General features: G+C 69.7%; 14 protein-coding genes and 1 pseudogene. 9 read left to right on the top strand and 6 right to left on the bottom strand.

What is annotated here, in order from left to right; all coding sequences use genetic code 11:
• Positions 1-54: 54 nt before the first annotated feature.
• The 6 genes from rimI to IPK27_08745 all read right to left on the bottom strand — a co-directional run bounded on the left by rimI (position 55) and on the right by IPK27_08745 (position 4,416).
• Entirely contained in the window at positions 55-531 is a 477-nt protein-coding gene (gene rimI / locus IPK27_08770) for a ribosomal protein S18-alanine N-acetyltransferase (GenBank protein ID MBK8067711.1), read from the bottom strand.
• Positions 528-788: a hypothetical protein gene (locus tag IPK27_08765; protein ID MBK8067710.1), complete on the bottom strand. Its 261-nt coding sequence runs from the start codon at positions 786-788 to the stop codon at positions 528-530. The genes rimI and IPK27_08765 overlap by 4 nt, the downstream gene beginning before the upstream one ends.
• A gap of 57 nt (positions 789-845) precedes the next feature.
• Positions 846-1,469 carry a membrane integrity-associated transporter subunit PqiC gene (locus IPK27_08760; GenBank protein MBK8067709.1) on the bottom strand — a complete coding sequence of 208 codons (624 nt, stop codon included), beginning with the start codon at positions 1,467-1,469 and terminating at the stop codon, positions 846-848.
• Positions 1,469-2,416, bottom strand: coding sequence for an MCE family protein (locus tag IPK27_08755; protein MBK8067708.1), 948 nt, complete (start codon positions 2,414-2,416; stop codon positions 1,469-1,471). The genes IPK27_08760 and IPK27_08755 overlap by 1 nt, the downstream gene beginning before the upstream one ends.
• 223 nt (positions 2,417-2,639) lie before the next feature.
• A complete protein-coding gene (locus tag IPK27_08750) occupies positions 2,640-3,461 on the bottom strand; it encodes an ATP-binding cassette domain-containing protein (protein ID MBK8067707.1) in 822 nt (273 codons plus the stop codon).
• Between the two features lie 160 nt (positions 3,462-3,621).
• The gene (locus tag IPK27_08745; protein MBK8067706.1) at positions 3,622-4,416 is read right to left on the bottom strand and encodes a response regulator; all 795 of its coding nucleotides are present in this window, start codon (positions 4,414-4,416) and stop codon (positions 3,622-3,624) included.
• Between IPK27_08745 and IPK27_08740 the strand changes: the two genes are divergently transcribed.
• The 9 genes and pseudogenes from IPK27_08740 to IPK27_08700 all read left to right on the top strand — a co-directional run bounded on the left by IPK27_08740 (position 4,393) and on the right by IPK27_08700 (position 17,574).
• Positions 4,393-5,001, top strand: a complete 609-nt coding sequence (locus IPK27_08740; protein MBK8067705.1) for a hypothetical protein — start codon at positions 4,393-4,395, stop codon at positions 4,999-5,001. The two genes, IPK27_08745 and IPK27_08740, sit on opposite strands and share 24 nt — an antisense overlap.
• Positions 4,998-7,754, top strand: a complete 2,757-nt coding sequence (locus IPK27_08735) for a response regulator (protein ID MBK8067704.1) — start codon at positions 4,998-5,000, stop codon at positions 7,752-7,754. Before IPK27_08740 ends, IPK27_08735 begins: the two co-directional genes overlap by 4 nt.
• The gene (locus tag IPK27_08730) at positions 7,720-7,923 is read left to right on the top strand and encodes a hypothetical protein (protein MBK8067703.1); all 204 of its coding nucleotides are present in this window, start codon (positions 7,720-7,722) and stop codon (positions 7,921-7,923) included. The genes IPK27_08735 and IPK27_08730 overlap by 35 nt, the downstream gene beginning before the upstream one ends.
• Complete coding sequence (locus IPK27_08725; protein ID MBK8067702.1) at positions 7,917-8,882, top strand: diguanylate cyclase; 966 nt, start codon at positions 7,917-7,919, stop codon at positions 8,880-8,882. Before IPK27_08730 ends, IPK27_08725 begins: the two co-directional genes overlap by 7 nt.
• Positions 8,879-10,759 (top strand): TonB-dependent receptor, encoded by a 1,881-nt coding sequence (locus IPK27_08720; protein MBK8067701.1) that lies wholly within the window; start codon positions 8,879-8,881, stop codon positions 10,757-10,759. Before IPK27_08725 ends, IPK27_08720 begins: the two co-directional genes overlap by 4 nt.
• Before the next feature lie 365 nt (positions 10,760-11,124).
• On the top strand, positions 11,125-11,838 hold the full coding sequence (locus tag IPK27_08715; protein MBK8067700.1) for an ABC transporter ATP-binding protein: 714 nt from the start codon (positions 11,125-11,127) through the stop codon (positions 11,836-11,838).
• Positions 11,839-11,943: 105 nt separating this feature from the next.
• Positions 11,944-14,298, top strand: a complete 2,355-nt coding sequence (locus tag IPK27_08710; GenBank protein MBK8067699.1) for an FtsX-like permease family protein — start codon at positions 11,944-11,946, stop codon at positions 14,296-14,298.
• A gap of 506 nt (positions 14,299-14,804) precedes the next feature.
• Positions 14,805-16,416 (top strand): annotated as a pseudogene (locus IPK27_08705) (FAD-dependent oxidoreductase).
• A 6-nt stretch (positions 16,417-16,422) separates the two neighbouring features.
• Positions 16,423-17,574 (top strand): L-lactate dehydrogenase, encoded by a 1,152-nt coding sequence (locus IPK27_08700; GenBank protein ID MBK8067698.1) that lies wholly within the window; start codon positions 16,423-16,425, stop codon positions 17,572-17,574.
• The last annotated feature ends 133 nt before the right edge of the window (positions 17,575-17,707 follow it).

The following is a 17,707-nucleotide window of genomic DNA, read 5'->3' as shown; positions in this document are numbered from 1 at the left end:
CCACCCGTCGGGGCAACCGATACCGCCACGCTCCGGTGCCCCGTGCCCCCGCCTCTACTGCCCCACCAGCAACTCGCGCGCCATCACCACTGCGTCCTCGCGGCCGTTGCGCGCGGGGTAGTAGCGCGGGCGGGTGCCGATTTCGCAGAAACCGGCGCGGTGGTAGAGCGCAACGGCGGCGTGGTTGGACGGGCGCACTTCGAGGAACACCCGCTCCACCTGGTGCCAGCGCGCCAGGTCGATCAGGCGGTTGAGCAAGCGCCGACCATGGCCCTGGCCCTGGTGATGCGGGCAGACGCACAGGTTCAGGATGTGCGCCTCGCCCGCGGCTGCCGAGAGCACGCCGTAGCCCACGATTCCGTCGGCGCCCTCGAGCACCCACAATCCGTAGCCGGCTTTGAAGCAGTCGCGGAAGACGCCGTCGGTCCACGGGAAATCGTAGGCGCGCACCTCGATGGCGAGCACCTCGACAAGATCGTCCAGGCGCATCGGCCGCACATGCGGAACCTGCGGCTTGAGAATCGCGCTCATCGCTGGCGGCGCAGCAATTGCCACAAGGCACGCTTGGCCGCGGGGCGCGCACGCAGTTCGGCCAGGTCGGGCAGCGGCTGGCCGCGCGCCAGCCACTGGCGCGACCACTCGCGGGCGTCGGCCTGTCCGGCCGCGCGCGCGATCGCCTGCGCGAGCGTGTCCTGCAGCCAGCCCTCGGGGGCCGATCCCGCAACGGCGGGGGCCGTCGGCAAGCGGCGTCGCACGTACACCTCCACACCCATCACGGCCAGAGCCATGCGCGGGGCCGCGCCCAGTGGCCGATGGGGGTGGGTTGCCAATATGTCCATCGCCGCTCAGGCGTCAGGCTTGCGCTGTTTCAGCTGCTCGATCAGACGGCGCGCGACCTGATCGACCGCCGCAGACAGCGCCACGGCGGCGTCCTCGACGCGGGTGCCCGTCACGGGCACCCGGATCAGCTCATCGCGCTCAACCAGCGGCATGCTGGCCGCATCGGCCTGCAGTCGCAGGCGCAGCCCGAGCACCGCCTCGGTCGGCTGGCCATCGACCAGCACGCGCTCGAAGCGGTAGATCGCCGCATTCAGCCGGTAGGCCGACACACGCGGCGCCAGGCGGTCGGTCACATAGTCCGAGACGCGCGCCGCGGCGAGCAGTTCCTGCATGCGGCGCTGGACCATCACCGGCGGCGGATCGTTCCACAGCTGGTAATGGTACTGGCTGATCTTCAGGCTGTCGGGATCGTTGGCGTAGAGGATCGGCCGCTCGCCGTGCACGCCGTCGGCGCGGAAGTTCTCGATCACCAGCGGCTGGTCCAGCAGGGGCTTGTGCAAAGGCTCGACGGCGCTGGCGGGCGCCAGCCGGTAGTAACGGAAATCGGGCACCGCCTCGGGCGCGCTGCACGCCGTCAGCACGAGCAGCATGCTCGCGGCCAGCCAACCTCGGATTGCCTGCCTGCGCATCACTTGCCCTCGTCTGGAAGCTGGTCGGCCTGCGGCGCGAAGATCAGGCGCTGCGGCTCCTTGCGGATCTGCCGGCTGAACTCATCGAAATGCCGGCTGGCCGACTCCAGGTTGTAGGTGATCGCGTCGATGCGCTGGGCCATGGCATCCAGCGTGAAGCGCAAGTCGGCCATTGCCTGGCGCACTTCGGGCCGGCTTTCCTTCACCGTGCCATCCAGCTCGGCAAGGACCGAGTTCAGCTGCTCGCGCGTCTGCGCCAGGTCGCCGGTGAGCTGGCGCACATTGGCAGCAGCGGCGCCCGATTCGCTGAGGAGACGGTCGACATGCGCCTGATTGTCCGGGCGCAGGATGTTCTTCAGCGATGCAGCGCTGGCGTTCAACTGATCGACCAGCTCCACCGCCTTCTCGATCAGTTGCGGCGTGCCTTCGTCGATCTTGCCGCTGATCGATTCCAGCCGCTCGCCAAGGCGCTCGACCATCGGCGTCAGCTCGTCCCGCGTCAGGCTGGTGACCTCGCCGGCCAACTCGCCGACGGCGCCGAACAGGTCTGCCGCCTCGCGGCCCTCGATGGTGGAGCCCGGTTCCAGCAGTTCCTTGGCCTCACCCTCACGGATCGAGATGAACACATCCGAGAGCAGGCCCGAGGACATCAGCTGCGCCACCGAATCCTTCGGGATCTGCCAGCCGTCCTGCACCGAGAAGTCGACCCGGAAGCGCGTGGTGTCGCCCTCGCGCTCCGGCGTGATGCGCTCGATCTGGCCGATGCGATAGCCCTGGTAGAACACCGGTGTGCCGAAAGCCAGTCCCGCCACATTGCGGTACTCGACCACGTAGTCGTCGGTGGGCCCACTGCGACCGGTGATCACGAACAGCGTGCCGAGCAGCAGCCCGAGCGCCACCAGCGCAACCACTCCGGTCAGGAAATAGTTGACGTTCTCACGCTTCACGCGTCGGCGTTCCCTGGTTCATTCGGCGATTCTGCCACAGGGGCGGTGATGCGGGCTGGGGCCAGCCGGCCGCATCCGTATGCGGGGCTGGGGGCTGGGGCGAGTGCGCACGCGTCCGAGGCCAACTTCCGCGCGGCACGGCGTGCGCCTGGGATCTGCGCCCGCCGGCGGCCGGGGCCGCGCGCGCCCCCGCCGCGCACTCGCCCCAGCCCCGCTCCTGACCTCACAGATCCTCATCGCTTCCCGTCAGCCGCGCCAGGTACTCATCCACATTGACCTCGACATGCCGCGGGCGGCGGTTGAGCAGGTCCTGGATGCGCTGGTTGTCGCTGCCCTTGACCTCGGGCACGGTGCCGGTCATCAGCACCTTGCCTTGATCCAGCACGGTGATGCGGTCGGCGATCTTGAACGCGCTGTCGAGTTCGTGGGTGACCACCACGATGCTCATGCGCATGGCGTCGCGCAGTTTCAGGATCAGTTCGTCGAGTTCGGCCGAGACCACCGGGTCCAGGCCCGCCGAGGGCTCGTCGAAGAACAGCAGCTGCGGATCCATGACGATCGCGCGCGCCAGCGCGGCGCGCTTGATCATGCCGCCGGAGAGCTGGCTAGGCATCAGGTCCTGGAAGCCGCCGAGGTTGACCACCTCAAGTTTCAGCCGCGACATGATGCGGATGGTGTTCTCGTCCAGCTTGAAGTGCTCGCGCAGCGGCAGCGCCACGTTCTCGCCCACGCTCATCGAGGTGAACAGCGCGCCGCCCTGGAAGCTGACGCCGATCTCGCGCTTGAACGCCAGGCGCTGCAACGGCGACAGCCGATTGATGTCGCGCCCGAGCACGCGGATGGAGCCCTCGGCCGGCGTCAGCAGCCCGAGCAAATGCCGCAGCAGGGTCGACTTGCCCGATCCCGAGCCACCCATGATCACCCGGATCTCGCCCGGCTGGACCACGAAGTCGACCTTGTCGAGGATCCGCCGGCGACCGAAATAGGTCACCAGGCCATTGACCTCGATCACCGGATCCTTGGGGTTGATGTCAGCCTGCGTCATGGGCGGAGTCTAGCGGGGAACGCGTGGCTGTCGCGCGGGTGATCGAGCCGCTCGCGCCAGGGTCAAACGTCAAACGTAAAACGTCAATTGGCCCCACGCACATTGACGTTTCACGTTTCACGTTTGACCTCCGCGCCCGGCAGCACACATACCGCCACAATCATCCCGCAATAAACCGATAGCCGATCCCGTAGACCGCGCCCAGCGGGTCCGCCAGCCCGGCCTCGACCAGCTTGCGGCGGAGGTTCTTGATGTGGCTGTCGACGGTGCGGTCGTTGACCACGTGGTCGGCGCTGTAGATGCAATCGAGCAGTTGCGCGCGGGTGTAGACCCGGCCGGGGTGCTGCGACAGGGTGTGCAGCAGGCGGAATTCGATCGGGGTCAGCGCCACCGGCAGGCCGTGCACGCTGGCCTGCATCGCCTCGGCATCGATGCGCAGCGGCGGCGTGGGTTCCGCCGCGCCCTGCCATTGCTGCGCACGGCGCAGCAGGGCGCGCAGGCGGGCGATCAATTCGCCGGGCTCGAAGGGCTTGCACAGGTAGTCGTCGGCGCCGGTGTCGAGGCCATGCATGCGGTCGGACGAATCCGCGCGCGCGGTGACCATGATCAGCGGCACGGTGGAAAAGGTGCGCAGTTCGCGGCAGACCGCGATGCCGTCGCGCCCGGGCAGGCCGAGGTCCAGCAGCACCGCCTGCGGCGGCTGGCGACGCACATGCGCAGCCACCGCAGCACCATCGTGCAGGACGTCCACCGCGTAGCCCTCGCCCTGCAGCGCGTCGGCGATGATGGCCGCGAGGATCGGGTCGTCCTCGACCACCAGCACGCGCGCATGCGGGGCTGCGGAAGTTGCCAACGCTGCCACGGCTCCCTTGTTTCTCCACGATTGCGGGCGATTATGGCGTGTCCCGCAGCGCCCGGCCCAGACTTGCCCGTGCTCCCCAGCGTACCGGCCCATGCCAGCTCCCCTGCCTCCGCCCGCCGGCGCTTCAGCCTCGCGGCGGCGGCGGCGCTGCTGGTGTGCGCACTGGGTCTGGGACTGGCCGCCGCAAGCGCGCGTGCCGACAGCCAGGACGAGCGCCGTGTGCGCACCGGTGCCCGGGTGTTCCGCACCCTGCTGCTGGCGGACGTCGCCCTGGAAAGCAAGGCGAGCGGCGATGGCCGGATCGACGTCGCGATCTTCGCGGCCACCGAGCCTGTCCTCGACGAAGTGGCGCCGCTGATTGCGCCCGAAGGCGTCGCGAGCCGCGGGCCGCAATTCGCCATCCGCCACGAGCGCGTCCTCGGCGAGGACACCGCGCCGCCGGTGGCGCTGTTCCTGGCCACGCCGGTGGCGGCAAACGACCTCGACCGCCTGGTCGCCTGGAGCGTGCGCCACGGCGTGATCCTGTACTCCCCTTTCGAAGGCGATGTCGAACGCGGCGTGCTCGCCGGGGTGTCGATCGAGGCCAAGGTCCTGCCCTACCTCAACCAGAGCACGCTGCGGGCCAGCGGCATCGAGTTCAAGCCTTTCTTCATGAAGGTGGCGAAGGTGCATCGATGACGCGCCGCTACTCCACCGTCGTTGCGCTGGTTTTCCTCTTGCTGACGCTGATGCTGGAGGCGGCGCTGTTCGGCTACTGGACCCTGGCGCTGCATCCACGACTGGAGCATGAGGCGGCGCAGCAGGCGCAGGTATTGGCGCAGTCGCAGGCGGCGGCGCTCGCGGGTGCGCTGGCGCGCGAGGGCGACGAAGCGCGACGGCGCGAGCTGGGCGCGGTGATCGACCAGTTGCTGCTGCTGCGCAACCCCGAGCGCGACGCGCCCTTCTTCGCCGACATCGGCATCGAGCTGGACTACGACACCGTCGATGCGCCGCCGGGCAGCCTCGACCGCCGCCTGCAGCAGGACGAATCGCGACACCATAGCGTGGACGTCGAAATCTACGACCGCGACAGTGGCGAACTGCTCGGCATCGCGCATTTCCTGGTCGACCGCCAGTTCGCCGCCGGGCTGATCCAGGATGTGCGCGGGCAACTGCTGGCGCAGGGCCTGCTGCTGGCGGCGATGGCGGCGGTGATCGGCCTGCTGCTGGTGGCCTCGCTGGCGGCGCGCGAGCGCAGCAGCGAGCGGCGCCAGGCGGCCGAACGCGCGCTGGCCGCCGAGCGCGAGGCCTTCACCCGCGAACTGGAGACCGCGCGCGACCAGGCCGAGGCCGCCAACCGGGCGAAGAGCCAGTTCCTGGCCAACACGAGCCACGAGATCCGCACGCCGATGAATGCGGTGATCGGCATGGCCACGCTGCTCGGGCGCACCGCGCTCGACGGGCGCCAGCAGGGCCTGCTGCAGCAGCTCACCTCCTCGGCGCGGATGCTGCTGGGCGTGATCAACGACATCCTCGACCTTTCCCGCATCGAGGCAGGCAAGCTGAAGATCGAGAGCCGGCCATTCCGCCTCGACGACGTGCTGACCGATGTCTCGGCGGTGGTGGGCGATCGCGCCCGGGCGAAGGGCCTGGACCTGCTGTTCATGGTCGCGCCGGAGATCCCGCCGCAGCTGGTCGGCGATCCGGTGCGGCTGCAGCAGCTGCTGGTCAACCTGACCACCAACGCGCTCAAATTCACCGAACAGGGCCAAGTGCTGGTCGAGATCGGCCTGTCGCAGCGGCTGGACGGGCGCGCCTGGCTGCGCTTCGACGTCAGCGACAGCGGGATCGGCATCGCGGCGGGCGACCTCGCACGGCTGTTTCAGCCATTCACCCAGGTCGACGAATCGGACACCCGCAAGCATGGCGGCGTGGGCCTGGGGCTGGCCATCTGCAAACGCCTGGTCGAGCTGATGGGCGGCGAGATCGGCGCCGACAGCGAACCCGGCAAGGGCAGCCGCTTCTGGTTCACCGCGAGCTTCGGCATCGGTCCCGAAGCCGCGCCGGCGGCGCGCGCACCAAGCGGTTTGCGCGCGCTGGTGGTGGACGACAACCCGACCACGCGCGAGGTCTTCGGCGGCATGCTGGAAGCCCTGCGCTTCGACGTCATGCTGGCGGAATCGGGCGAACGCGCGATTGAGTCCCTGGCCGCCGCCGACCCGCCCTTCGACCTGCTGGTGCTCGACTGGCGCCTGCCCGGGATCGACGGGATCGCGGCAGTGCGCGAACTCAAGGCGCGCGGCATCCGCGTGCCGGCCACCCTGATGGTCACGGCCTTCGGCGGCGAAGACCTGATGCGCACCGCGCAGGCGGCCGGCATCGACGTGTTCCTGCACAAGCCGGTCAGCCCGTCGACCCTGTTCGACGCCGCGATGCAGGCGCTCGACCGCACCCCGGGCCAGGCGCGCCAGGTCCATGCTCCCGCCCCGGCCCCGGGCGGCTTCGATCCCGCCACGCGCCTGCTGCTGGTCGAGGACAACGAGATCAACCGGATGGTCGCGCGCGAGCTGCTGGCAGGCATCGGCATCCAGGCCACCGTGGCGCCTGGCGGCGTGGAGGCGCTGGAACTGGCGCGCCGCCAGCCCTTCGACCTGGTACTGATGGATATCCAGATGCCGGGCCTGGACGGCATCGAAACCACCCAGCGCCTGCGCCAGCTGCCCGGTTTCGCGCGCATACCGGTGGTCGCGCTGACCGCCCACGCGATGCTCGGCGACCGCCAGCGCTTCCTCGACGCCGGGATGGACGACTACCTCGCCAAGCCGATCGACGAGGCCGAGCTGGTGCGGGTGCTGGGGCGTTGGCTGGGCGGGAGTGGAGAAGGCGGGAGTTGCGAAAGCGGGGCAAGGGGCAGGGGGCAGGGGCCCGACTTCGGCCCGCTGACGAGCCACAACGCCATGACGCGCCCTAAGGTCACGACGGGCCTCAAGCCCATCCCCTCGCCCCCGCCCCCTGCCCCGCTTCTGCTGCTCCCCCACCCTCCCCGGCATCGACGTCCCGGCAGCGCTCGCGCGGGTCAATGGCAAGCAGGCGCTGCTGTGGCGGCTGGTCGCGGATTTCCGCCAGCGCCAGGGCGATGCAGCCGCGCGCCTGGCAGCATTCGCCGCCGCCGGCGAATGGAGCGCGGCGCGCGAGCTGGCGCATGCGCTCAAGGGCACCTCCGCGACGCTCGGGATGAATCGGGTGGCCGCCGCCGCGGGTGCGCTGGAACTCGCGGGGCAGCAGGGACAGGGCAATCCCGCAGCGCTGGCCGAGCTGGACGCGGCGCTGCAGGAGATCGCCAGCGCGCAGATTCCCGAGCCCGTCCCGGCCGCCAGTACGCCAGCGAATGGCGACGCCAGCCGACCAGCGGCAGCATTGCAACGCTTGGCAACCGCGCTCGCCGGCAATAGCCTGTCCGCCAGGCAGGAATACGAGCAGCTGCGTGCTGCGCTGGAGCCGCCACTGCAGGCGGCGCTGCACCCGGTCGGCCAGTCCATCGACGCCCTCGACTACCCCGAGGCAGCGCGCGAACTGGCCCGGCTGGCACCTCGCATCCAAGCGGAGTCACCGTCATGCTGAAGACCGCCCAAGCCGCTGCGCCGCGTGTCCTGATCGTCGACGACGAGCCAGCCAACATCCAGGTGCTGGCCGAGGCCCTGCCCGGCTTCGCGCTGAACTTCGCCACCAGCGCCGCGCGTGCGCTGGAGCTGGCGCTGGAATCATCCCCCGACCTGATCCTGCTGGATGTGGTGATGCCCGGCATGGACGGCTTCGACTGCCTGCGCTGGCTCAAGGCCGAACCGCGCACCCAGCACATCCCGGTGATCTTCGTCACCGCGATGACCGAACTGGAGGACGAGGAGCGCGGCTTCGCGCTTGGCGCCGTCGACTACATCCTCAAGCCGATCAGTCCGGCCATCGTGCGCGCCCGGGTGCGCACCCACATCGAACTCAAGCGCCAGCGCGACCTGCTCGAGGAGCATGCCGCGATGGACGGCCTGACCGGCATCGCCAATCGTCGCCGTTTCGACCAGGAACTGAGCCGCAGCTGGCATGCGGCGCAGCGCAACGGACTGCCGCTGACGCTGATGCTGCTCGATGTGGACCACTTCAAGCGCTACAACGACTACTACGGGCACAGTCCGGGCGATGAATGCCTGCGACGGGTGGCGGGCGCCCTGCATGCCACCTTCAGCCGCGGCGAAGACCTCGCCGCGCGCTACGGCGGCGAGGAGTTTGCGCTGCTGCTGACCGGCAGCGGCGGCGGCGCGCTGCAGGTGCAACGAGCGCTGGACGCAGTGCACGCGCTGCAGATCCCGCATGCACGCTCGGAGAGCAGCCTGTTCGTCAGCATCAGCATCGGCGCGGTCACTACCGTCGCCACCCCCGGCGCCTCGGCGGATGCGGCGCTCACCCTGGCCGACGGGCTGCTGTACGCCGCCAAGCATGGCGGGCGCGACCGCGGCGAAGTGCACGACCTGATCGCGGGCGAGCGATCCAGCGTGCTGCGCTCGGGCGCCGGCGAGGTCGCGTCATGATCCGCCGGCCTTGCGCCCTTGCATGCGCGCTGCTGGCGATCTCGCCGGCACTGGCGGCGCAGGCGGAAGACGATGCCGCCTACGCCGAGCTGATGGCGACGCTGGAGCAGGAGACGGCGATCGCCACCCGCACGCGGATGAACCGCGATTTCGTCCCGGGCATGGTCAGCGTACTCGAGGGCGAGCAGCTCATCGCGACCGGCGTGCGCACGGTGTGGGAGGCGCTGGCGCAGGTGCCCGGCGTGCAGATCGAGCTCGATGGCCGGGGCAACCCCACGCTGACCGCGCGCGGCATCCAGTTCCCTTTCAACTCCGGCAGCATCCAGATCCTGCTGAACGGCTTCCCGATCGGCCGCGAGGACATCGGCAGCAACGGTGCCGCGCTGTTCCTGCCGATCGCGCATGTCGAGCGCATCGAGTTCGTGCGCGGCCCCGGATCGGTGCTGTACGGCGACTACGCCTTCCAGGGTCTGCTCAACATCGTCACCCGCCAGGAGGGGCGCTTCGTCGAGGCCGGCGTGGACGACCACGGCGCACGCGAGGCCCACTGGCTGCACGCGGGCGAGATCGGCGACTGGCGCTACAGCGGCAGCTTCGCCGCGCTCGCCAGCGACGACGTGGTGCTGCCGGGCACGCGCCAGGCGGGCGAGGACCGTCGCAGCGGCGTGCTCCAGCTTGCCCGCGGCGACCTGCGCCTGCTGGCCCAGGGCGAGATGCGCGACATCGGCCGCATCAGCGGCGCCCCCCCGGATCCGGGCTTCGAAGACTCCTCCTGGACCATTGCCGGCGAGTACGCCCACGACTTCGGCAACGGGCTGGAACTGCGCGGCCATGCACAGCACCTCGACAACCGCTACTACACCGGCGAACTGCGCACGCAGCAGGGCAGCGTCGACCTGGTGTTCGAGGGCACGGAACTGCGCGGCGGGGGCGAACTGGCATGGAGCGGCTGGTCCAACCAGCAGTGGCTGGCCGGCATTTCCTACATGCACGGGGACATCGATCTCGCGACCTTCCGCGGCGCCGGTCCGCCGGGCCTGCCGCCGATCCTGCTCCGCGTCACCGGTGAGCGGCGCGAAGTCCTCAGCGCCTATCTGCAGGACCAGATCGCGCTGCAGGAAGACCTGCAGCTGACCCTGGGGGCCCGCTGGGACGACAACCGCGACGTCGGCACCCGGCTCACCCCGCGCGCCTCGCTGGTCTGGCAGCCCGCCGAAGGCCACGTACTGAAGGCGCAATATGCGCAGGGACACCGCGCGCCGACTTTCTTCGAGTTGTACACCATTCCCGGCACCGACCTCGATTTCGAAGTCAACGCCACCACCGAGGTCAGCTACATCCATCGCAAGCCAGGGCGCACGCTGCGCGCCACGCTGTACCAGTCGCGGCTGTCCGACATGATCTTCCTCGATCCACGGATCCGTGGCTTCGGCAATGTCGCCAGCGCGCGATCCGATGGTCTGGAACTGGAATGGAGCCAGCACATCGGCGAGCGCCTGCGCGTCGATGCGACGCTCAGCCATGTCGACGCCGAGGCCAACCGCAATGCGCAGCTGCGCAGCGAACCGTCGGGCGCCACGCCGCGCCTGACCGGCAACCTGGCGGTGGTCTGGCGCATGCTCGACCATGCCTCGCTGGGCGTGGCCTGGAACCATGTCGGCGCGCGCGACGCGGTGATCGCCGGCAGCGGCGAATACGACCGGGTGGACCTCAACCTCGTGGTCAAGGGCTGGCTGCACCCGGACCTCGACCTGCGCCTGGGCGTAGACAACGTCCTCGACGAGCGCACCACGCACCTGATCATCGGTCCCACCGGCGTCACCAACCTGGACTACCAGGACCGTATCAGCTGGCTGCAACTGCGCTGGCGGTATTGAGGCAATGCCGGGGCCGGTTAAACGCGGAGACGCAGAGAGCGCGGAGAGAAGCAGAGTCGATCGGCTGGCAGCAAGTTCGCGTAGCCCGGTGTGCAGCGCCAGCTGCTCACCGGGTGCTTGCGGCAAGTACCCGGTGAACACGCTGCGCGCGTACACCGGGCTACGCTGATACGGACAACCTCGTGGCCATCCAAACGCGGAGCCGCAAAGGGCGCGGAGAGAGCCCAGCCCGTTCTTTCGCCGCACCACAAGTCATTTTCTCGCCCCGCGCCTGCTCATGCTTTTCTCTGCGTCCTCTGCGTCTCCGCGTTTCACTGGCTGCGTCTCCGCGTTTAACCGGCCACGGATCGCCGTAAACTGCGGCCATGAGCGAGCCCGAAACCGTCTTTTCCGCCCGCGGGCTGACCAAGGTCTACCGCACCGGCGAGGTGGAGATCCATGCGCTGCGCGGGGTCGACCTGGATCTCTACGCCGGCGAGTTCGTGGTGCTGCTGGGGCCTTCGGGCAGCGGCAAGTCGACCCTGCTGAACATCCTTGGCGGCCTCGATGTGCCGAGCGCGGGGAACGTGCGCTACCGCGACCACGACCTGTCGGCGGCCGATGAGGAGGCACTGACGCGCTTCCGGCGCGAGCACGTGGGCTTCGTGTTCCAGTTCTACAACCTGATCCCCTCGCTGACCGCGCGCGAGAACGTGGAGGTGGTCACCGAGATCGCGAGCCACCCGATGAACGCCGCCGAAGCGCTCGCGCTGGTCGGCCTCGGCGACCGCGTCGACGCCTTCCCGGCGCAGCTTTCCGGTGGCCAGCAGCAGCGCGTCGCCATCGCCCGCGCGATCGCCAAGCAGCCCGAGGTGCTGTTGTGCGACGAACCCACCGGCGCGCTCGATTCGGAAACCGGCGTGCGCGTCCTGGAAGCCCTGTCCGAGGTCAACCAGCGCCTCGGCACCACCACCGTGGTGATCACTCACAACGCCGGCATCGCCGCCATGGCCCATCGCGTGATCCACCTGTCGGACGGTCGGATCGTCAGCGTGGAGCGGAATACGGCAAGGCGCAAGGCGGGGGAGATTTCGTGGTGAGGCAGTCAAACGTGAAACGTGAAACGTCAACCCGGAGCGCTGTGCCCATTGACGTTTTACCTTTGACGTTTCACCCGCACACCGGCTGACCTGGATCAGCCCGCAATGCGCGCCTTGAACCGCAAACTCCTCCGCGACCTCTGGCACGTCCGCAGCCAGGTGCTGGCGATCGTGCTGGTGATGGCGAGTGGGATCGCGACGTATCTGATGTCGATCTCGAACCTGGAGTCGCTGACGGCGACGCGGGCGCGGTTCTACCTGGAGTACGGTTTCGCCGACGTGTTCGCGGGCCTCAAGCGCGCGCCGCTGTCGGTGGGCGAGGAGATCGCGGCGATCGATGGCGTCGGCAGTGTCGACCTCGGCATCCAGGCGCCGATGCGCATCCGCCTGGAAGGCTTCGACGATCCGGTCCGTGGACTCCTGCTGTCGCTGCCGGATGTGGGGCCGAAGCCGCTGAACCGGCTGTACCTGCGCGCCGGGCGACTGCCCGAGCCCTATGCGCAGCAGGAAATCGTGCTCGGCGAGGCCTTCGCCACCGCGCACGGGATCGAACCCGGAGGCGAACTGAGCGCGGTGGTCGCCGGGCGGATGGAGCGCTACCGCGTGGTCGGTATCGCGATCAGCCCGGAATACGTCTACCAGATCCAGGCCGGCGCGGCCTTCCCGGACTTCGAGCGCTTCGCGATCGCCTGGATCGGGCGGCGCGCGCTGGAGGCGGCCTACGGCATGGACGGTGCGTTCAACAGCGTGGCGCTGAGCCTGGCGCCGGGCGCACAAACGGAACGGGTGATCGAGCGGCTGGATCCGATCCTGGAACCCTGGGGCGGCCTCGGCGCAATCGGGCGCGTCGACCAGTTGAGCCACAAGTTCCTGTCAGCCGAGTTCGACCAGCTGAAGACCATGGCGACGGTGTTCCCGGCGGTGTTCATGTCGGTCGCGGCCTTCCTGCTCAACGTGGTGTTCAGCCGTCTGATCGCCACCCAGCGCGACCAGATCGCGATCCTGAAGGCCTTCGGCTACGACAACGCGGCGATCGGCCGGCACTACGGCGCGATGGTCGGCGTGGTGGTGGCGCTCGGCTCGCTCACGGGCATCGCCGGGGGTATCTGGCTCGGGCGGCTGCTCGGCAATCTGTACATGAGCTTCTACCGTTTCCCCTACCTCGATTTCGTGCTCGAGCCCGTCTCGGTGGCCAGCGCGGTGGGCATCTCGCTCGCGGCAGCGCTGTCCGGCGCGGCCTTCGCGCTGGTGCGCGCCGCGCGCCTGCCGCCGGCCGAGGCAATGCGCCCCGAGGCGCCGCCGCGCTATCGCGCCACCTCGCTGGAACGGGTGCTGCCGCGGCGCTGGCTGGACCAGCCCACGCGAATGATCCTGCGCTCGCTGTCGCGCCGGCCGGTCAAGGCGCTGGCCACGGTGTTCGGCATCGCACTTGCGAGCGGCGTGCTGACCATCGGCATGTTCCAGCAGGACGCGCTGAACTTCATGGTCGACCAGCAGTTCGCGCTGGCGCAGCGCAACGACCTGGCGGTGGGCTTCGTCGAGCCCGAAGGCTATGACGCGCTGGCCGAGATCGCCACCCTGCCCGGGGTGCTCTCGGTCGAGGGCGTGCGCAGCGTCGGCGTACGCCTGCGCGTGGGCGTGCTGACCGGCCTGGAAGGCCTGCCGGAAGGCGCGCGGCAGAAGCGTGTGCTCGACGTCCACGGCAAGCCGCAGAGCATGCCGCGCGGTGGCCTGCTGCTGACCGAGTACCTCGCCACCATGCTCGGCGTGCGCCGCGGCGACCTGGTCGAGGTGGAACAGTTGCAGGGCGCGCGCCGGCACTTCCGCGTGCCGGTGGCGGGCACCGTGCGCGAATTCATCGGCATCAACGCCTACATGGAACTGGACGCGCTGAACCGCCTGCTCGGCGAGGGCGAGCGCGTGTCGAGCGCGCTGCTGCTGATCGACCCGCGCTTTGAAGACGAGCTTTACCGCCTGCTGGAAGATCGCCCCGGCGTCTCGGCGGTCGGCTCGCGCAAGGCGGCGATCCAGAACTTCTACTCGACGATGGCCGAGTCGCTGCTGATCTTCACCTTCATCGCCACCCTGCTCGCCGGCCTGATCGCCTTCGGCGTGCTCTACAACACCGCGCGCATCGCGCTTGGCGAGCGCGGCCGCGAGCTCGCCAGCTTGCGCGTGCTCGGCTTCACCCGCGGCGAGGTGGCCTACATCCTGGTCGGCGAACTCGCGCTGCTGACCTTCGCCGCGATCCCCGCCGGCTGGCTGGTCGGCGCAGGGCTCGCCCAGGTGATCGTCGCCGGCCTGCAGAGCGAGCTCTACCGCGTCCCCGCGCACCTCTCCACCGAGACCTTCGCCAGCGCCACCCTCGTCGTGCTCGTCGCCGCGCTCGCCTCCGCGCTGATCGTCATCTGGCGCGTGCGCCACCTGGACCTGGTCGAGGTGTTGAAGACGCGGGAGTGAGGGGGGGCAGGTTGCGGGTTGTGGGTTGTGGGTTGTGGGTTGTGGGCAGCAAGTGCCGGCGTACCGGTAGCCCAGTGGGACTCCCTGTCGCCCCTGCCGGTCCACTTATTCGCGCATCGAACTGTCGCGTACCCTTGCCTGCCTTTTTTCCGCAAAGGACGCAAAGACGGCGTCTTGGTTTGCGCAGCATCCCCACGCCCCCGCATGTCCGGCAATGGATTTGGCTCTGCTTTGCGTCCTTTGCGTCCTTTGCGGACAAATGCCCTTTATTTGAATCATGCTCTGCCAGAGCGGCTTGAGCCGCTATCGCTTGCTGGCGTCTGCTGGAAAGTTCGCCGACAGAGTCGACTCCCACAGGTCCCGCGGCGAGCGAGCCTTGCTGCTGCCCACAACCCAGAACCCACAACCGGCCCCGCCGCCAGGAGCAACCGGCCCCGCCCCCTGCCCCCGCTCCCCCCACTCCCTTCCTATACTCGACCGCACCCGCCGCAGCGAGCAGCCGCCCGATGAACTCGAACGCCAGCGATGTCCTCGTGATCGGCGGCGGTCTCGCCGGCATCGTGACCGCGCTCGGTGCGCTGCGCGCCGGGATGCGCGTGACCATCGTCGACCGCGACTCGCCGGAGCGCTTCGGCGGCCTGGCGCGCTGGGCCTTCGGCGGCATGGCGCTGGTCGGCACGCCGCTGCAGCAGCGCATGCGCATCCCCGACACGCCGGAGGTGGCGCTGCGCGACTGGCTGCGCTTCGGCGAAGTGGATCCGGCCGACCGCTGGTCGCTGGCCTGGGCGAAGCATTACGTCGAACGCTCGCGGCCGGAGGTGCACGACTGGCTGCTCGGCGCACGGCATCAGCTTCATGCCGGCGGTGAACTGGGTGGAACGCGGGCGCCTGGGCGATGGCAACTCGCTGCCGCGCTACCACATCGTCTGGGGCACCTCGCGCCAGCTGGTGCTGCAGCTGACCAAGGCGCTCCGGCGCGCGGACAGCGGCGGCAAACTCCGGCTGCTGCATGGCCATCGGGTGACCGCGCTGGAACACGCCAACGGCCGCGTCTGCGGCGCCCGGGCCGTCGACGAGACCAGCGGCGCCGAGATCGTCCTCAGCGCACCGAACGTGGTGCTGGCGATGGGCGGCATCAACGGCGGGCACGCGGAGTGCCGTGCCAACTGGCCGGAAGGACGGCCGATGCCGGCAACCATGCTCAATGGCGCGCACCCATTCGCGGATGGGAGGCTGCACCACGAGGTCGCCGACCGTTTCGGCGGCCAGATCGTCGCCGCCGGCGAGATGTGGAACTACGCCGCCGGCTTCCCGCACCCGTTTCCGCATTTCGAAGGCCACGGGCTGTCGACCATCCCGTGCAAGTCGGCGTTGTGGCTGGATCATCGCGGCGAGCGCATCGGCCCCGAACCGCTGGTCACCGGCTTCGACACCCACTGGCTGTGCCAGCGCGTTGCCGAGCTGGAAAAGCCTTGGACGTGGCAGCTGCTCAACTGGCGCATCGCGGCGAAGGAGTTCGCGATCTCCGGCGCCGAGCACAACCAGCGCATCCGCGACCGCCAGTTCGGCCGCTTCCTGATCGAGACCTTCCTGGGCAATCACCGCCTGGTGCGCCAGATGCGGCGCGAGAGTGCGGATTTCCTGGTCGACGACACGCTCGCCGGGCTGGCCGCAAAGATGAACGCGCTCACCTGCTCGCACGATGTCGACCCCGCGCGGCTGCAGGCCACGGTGGACGCCTTCGACGCCAACTTCGCCGCCGGCGCACGCCTGACCAACGACGACCAGATCCGGCGCATCCTGCACGCCCGCCAGTGGCCGTCCGACCGCCTGCGCACCTGCGCGCCGAAGCCGCTGCAGCTGCGCGGCGCCGGCCCGTTCATCGCCATCCGCACCCAGCTGACCACGCGCAAGAGCCTCGGCGGACTGCGCACGGACCTCGCCAGCCGCGTGCTCGATGCACACGACGCGCCGGTCCCGGGGCTGTACTGTGTCGGCGAGGCGGCCGGCTTCGGCGGCGGCAATTCGAACGGCAAGCGCTCGCTGGAAGGCACTTTCCTGCCGGGCTGCATCCTGACCGCGCACGCCGCGGTGCGCGCGCTGCGCGGCGGGGGCTGAGGACGCATGTTCGCGCAGACCCCCGTCACCCCCGACGACTACCAGCGCCTGGCGCGCCGGCGCCTGCCGGGCTTCCTGGCCGATTACGTCGACGGCGGCGCCGGCGCCGAGCAGACGCTTGGCGCAAACACCGCCGACTGGGCGCGCCTGAAGCTGCGCCAGCGGGTGCTGGTGGATGTCTCGGGCATCGACACCGGGGCGACGCTGCTCGGCGAGCGCTGCGCGCTGCCGCTGGCGCTGGCGCCGATCGGCCTGGCCGGGATGATGGCGCGCCGCGGCGAGGCGCAGGCGGCGACCGTCGCGCGCGCGGCCGGCGTGCCCTACACGCTGTCGACCGTCGGCATCTGCAGCTACGACGAGGTGATCGCCGCGGCCGGCGCGCCCTGCTGGTTCCAGCTCTACATGCTGCGCGACCGCGCGCTGGTGCAGACGCTGCTGGAGCGGGTCTGGGCCAGCGGCTGCCGCACGCTGCTGTTCACCGTCGATTTGCCGCTCGCCGGCATGCGCCACCGCGATACGCGCCATGGCCTCGGGTTTCCGGGCCTGCGCCCGAAGCTCGCGCGGATCTCGCAACTGCTCGCGCGCCCGGGATGGATCCTCGATGTCGGCCTGCGCGGCAAGCCGCACGCCTTCGGCAACCTCGGCGAGCACGTTCCGGCGGCGCGCGACCTCGACACCTTCCGCGCCTGGATCGACTCGCAGTTCGATCCCGGCGTCACCTGGCGCGACATCGAATGGCTGCGCGGCCTGTGGCGCGGCAAGCTGGTGCTCAAGGGCCTGCTCGACGTGGCCGACGCGCAGGCGGCGGTCGGCGTGGGTGTGGATGGCCTGATCGTGTCCAACCACGGCGGCCGCCAGCTGGATGGCGCGCCATCGACCGCGTCGATGCTGCCGGCGATCGCGCAAGCGGTTGGCGCACGTACCGAGGTGCTGGTCGACGGCGGATTGCGCAGCGGCATGGACCTTTACCGCGCGCTGGCGCTCGGTGCGCGCGGCGCGCTGATCGGGCGGCCGTGGGTGTGGGCGCTGGCCGGCGGCGGGTGCGCCGGGCTGGCATCGATGCTCGACATCTGGCGCCGCGAACTCGCCAACACCATGGCGCTGACCGGCGTCATCCGCCTTGCCGACATCGGCGCCGACCAGATGGACGGCGGCTGAAATCGCAACGATCATGGCCCGCTGCCACCCGCAAGGACGAATGTCGCGGGGGCCATGATCGCCGCTTGTGCGGCGTTTTTGCCTAACCCCTCCCCAACCCTCCCCGACATCGGGGAGGGAGCCATCGCGGCAC

The sequence above is a fragment of the Rhodanobacteraceae bacterium genome (assembly GCA_016713135.1).
Lineage (GTDB): Bacteria > Pseudomonadota > Gammaproteobacteria > Xanthomonadales > SZUA-5 > JADKFD01.
The sequence above is the reverse complement of the archived record's forward strand: the minus strand, read 5'-3'. Positions and strand labels throughout refer to the sequence as shown.

Excerpts from the sequence above, each read along its gene's own strand:
- rimI (MBK8067711.1), bottom strand. The coding sequence starts at position 531 with ATGAGCGCGATTCTCAAGCCGCAGGTTCCGCATGTGCGGCCGATGCGC.
- IPK27_08765 (MBK8067710.1), bottom strand. The coding sequence starts at position 788 with ATGGCTCTGGCCGTGATGGGTGTGGAGGTGTACGTGCGACGCCGCTTG.
- IPK27_08760 (MBK8067709.1), bottom strand. The coding sequence starts at position 1,469 with ATGCGCAGGCAGGCAATCCGAGGTTGGCTGGCCGCGAGCATGCTGCTC.
- IPK27_08750 (MBK8067707.1), bottom strand. The coding sequence starts at position 3,461 with ATGACGCAGGCTGACATCAACCCCAAGGATCCGGTGATCGAGGTCAAT.
- IPK27_08745 (MBK8067706.1), bottom strand. The coding sequence starts at position 4,416 with ATGGGCCGGTACGCTGGGGAGCACGGGCAAGTCTGGGCCGGGCGCTGC.
- IPK27_08735 (MBK8067704.1), top strand. The coding sequence starts at position 4,998 with ATGACGCGCCGCTACTCCACCGTCGTTGCGCTGGTTTTCCTCTTGCTG.
- IPK27_08725 (MBK8067702.1), top strand. The coding sequence starts at position 7,917 with ATGCTGAAGACCGCCCAAGCCGCTGCGCCGCGTGTCCTGATCGTCGAC.
- IPK27_08720 (MBK8067701.1), top strand. The coding sequence starts at position 8,879 with ATGATCCGCCGGCCTTGCGCCCTTGCATGCGCGCTGCTGGCGATCTCG.
- IPK27_08715 (MBK8067700.1), top strand. The coding sequence starts at position 11,125 with ATGAGCGAGCCCGAAACCGTCTTTTCCGCCCGCGGGCTGACCAAGGTC.
- IPK27_08710 (MBK8067699.1), top strand. The coding sequence starts at position 11,944 with ATGCGCGCCTTGAACCGCAAACTCCTCCGCGACCTCTGGCACGTCCGC.
- IPK27_08700 (MBK8067698.1), top strand. The coding sequence starts at position 16,423 with ATGTTCGCGCAGACCCCCGTCACCCCCGACGACTACCAGCGCCTGGCG.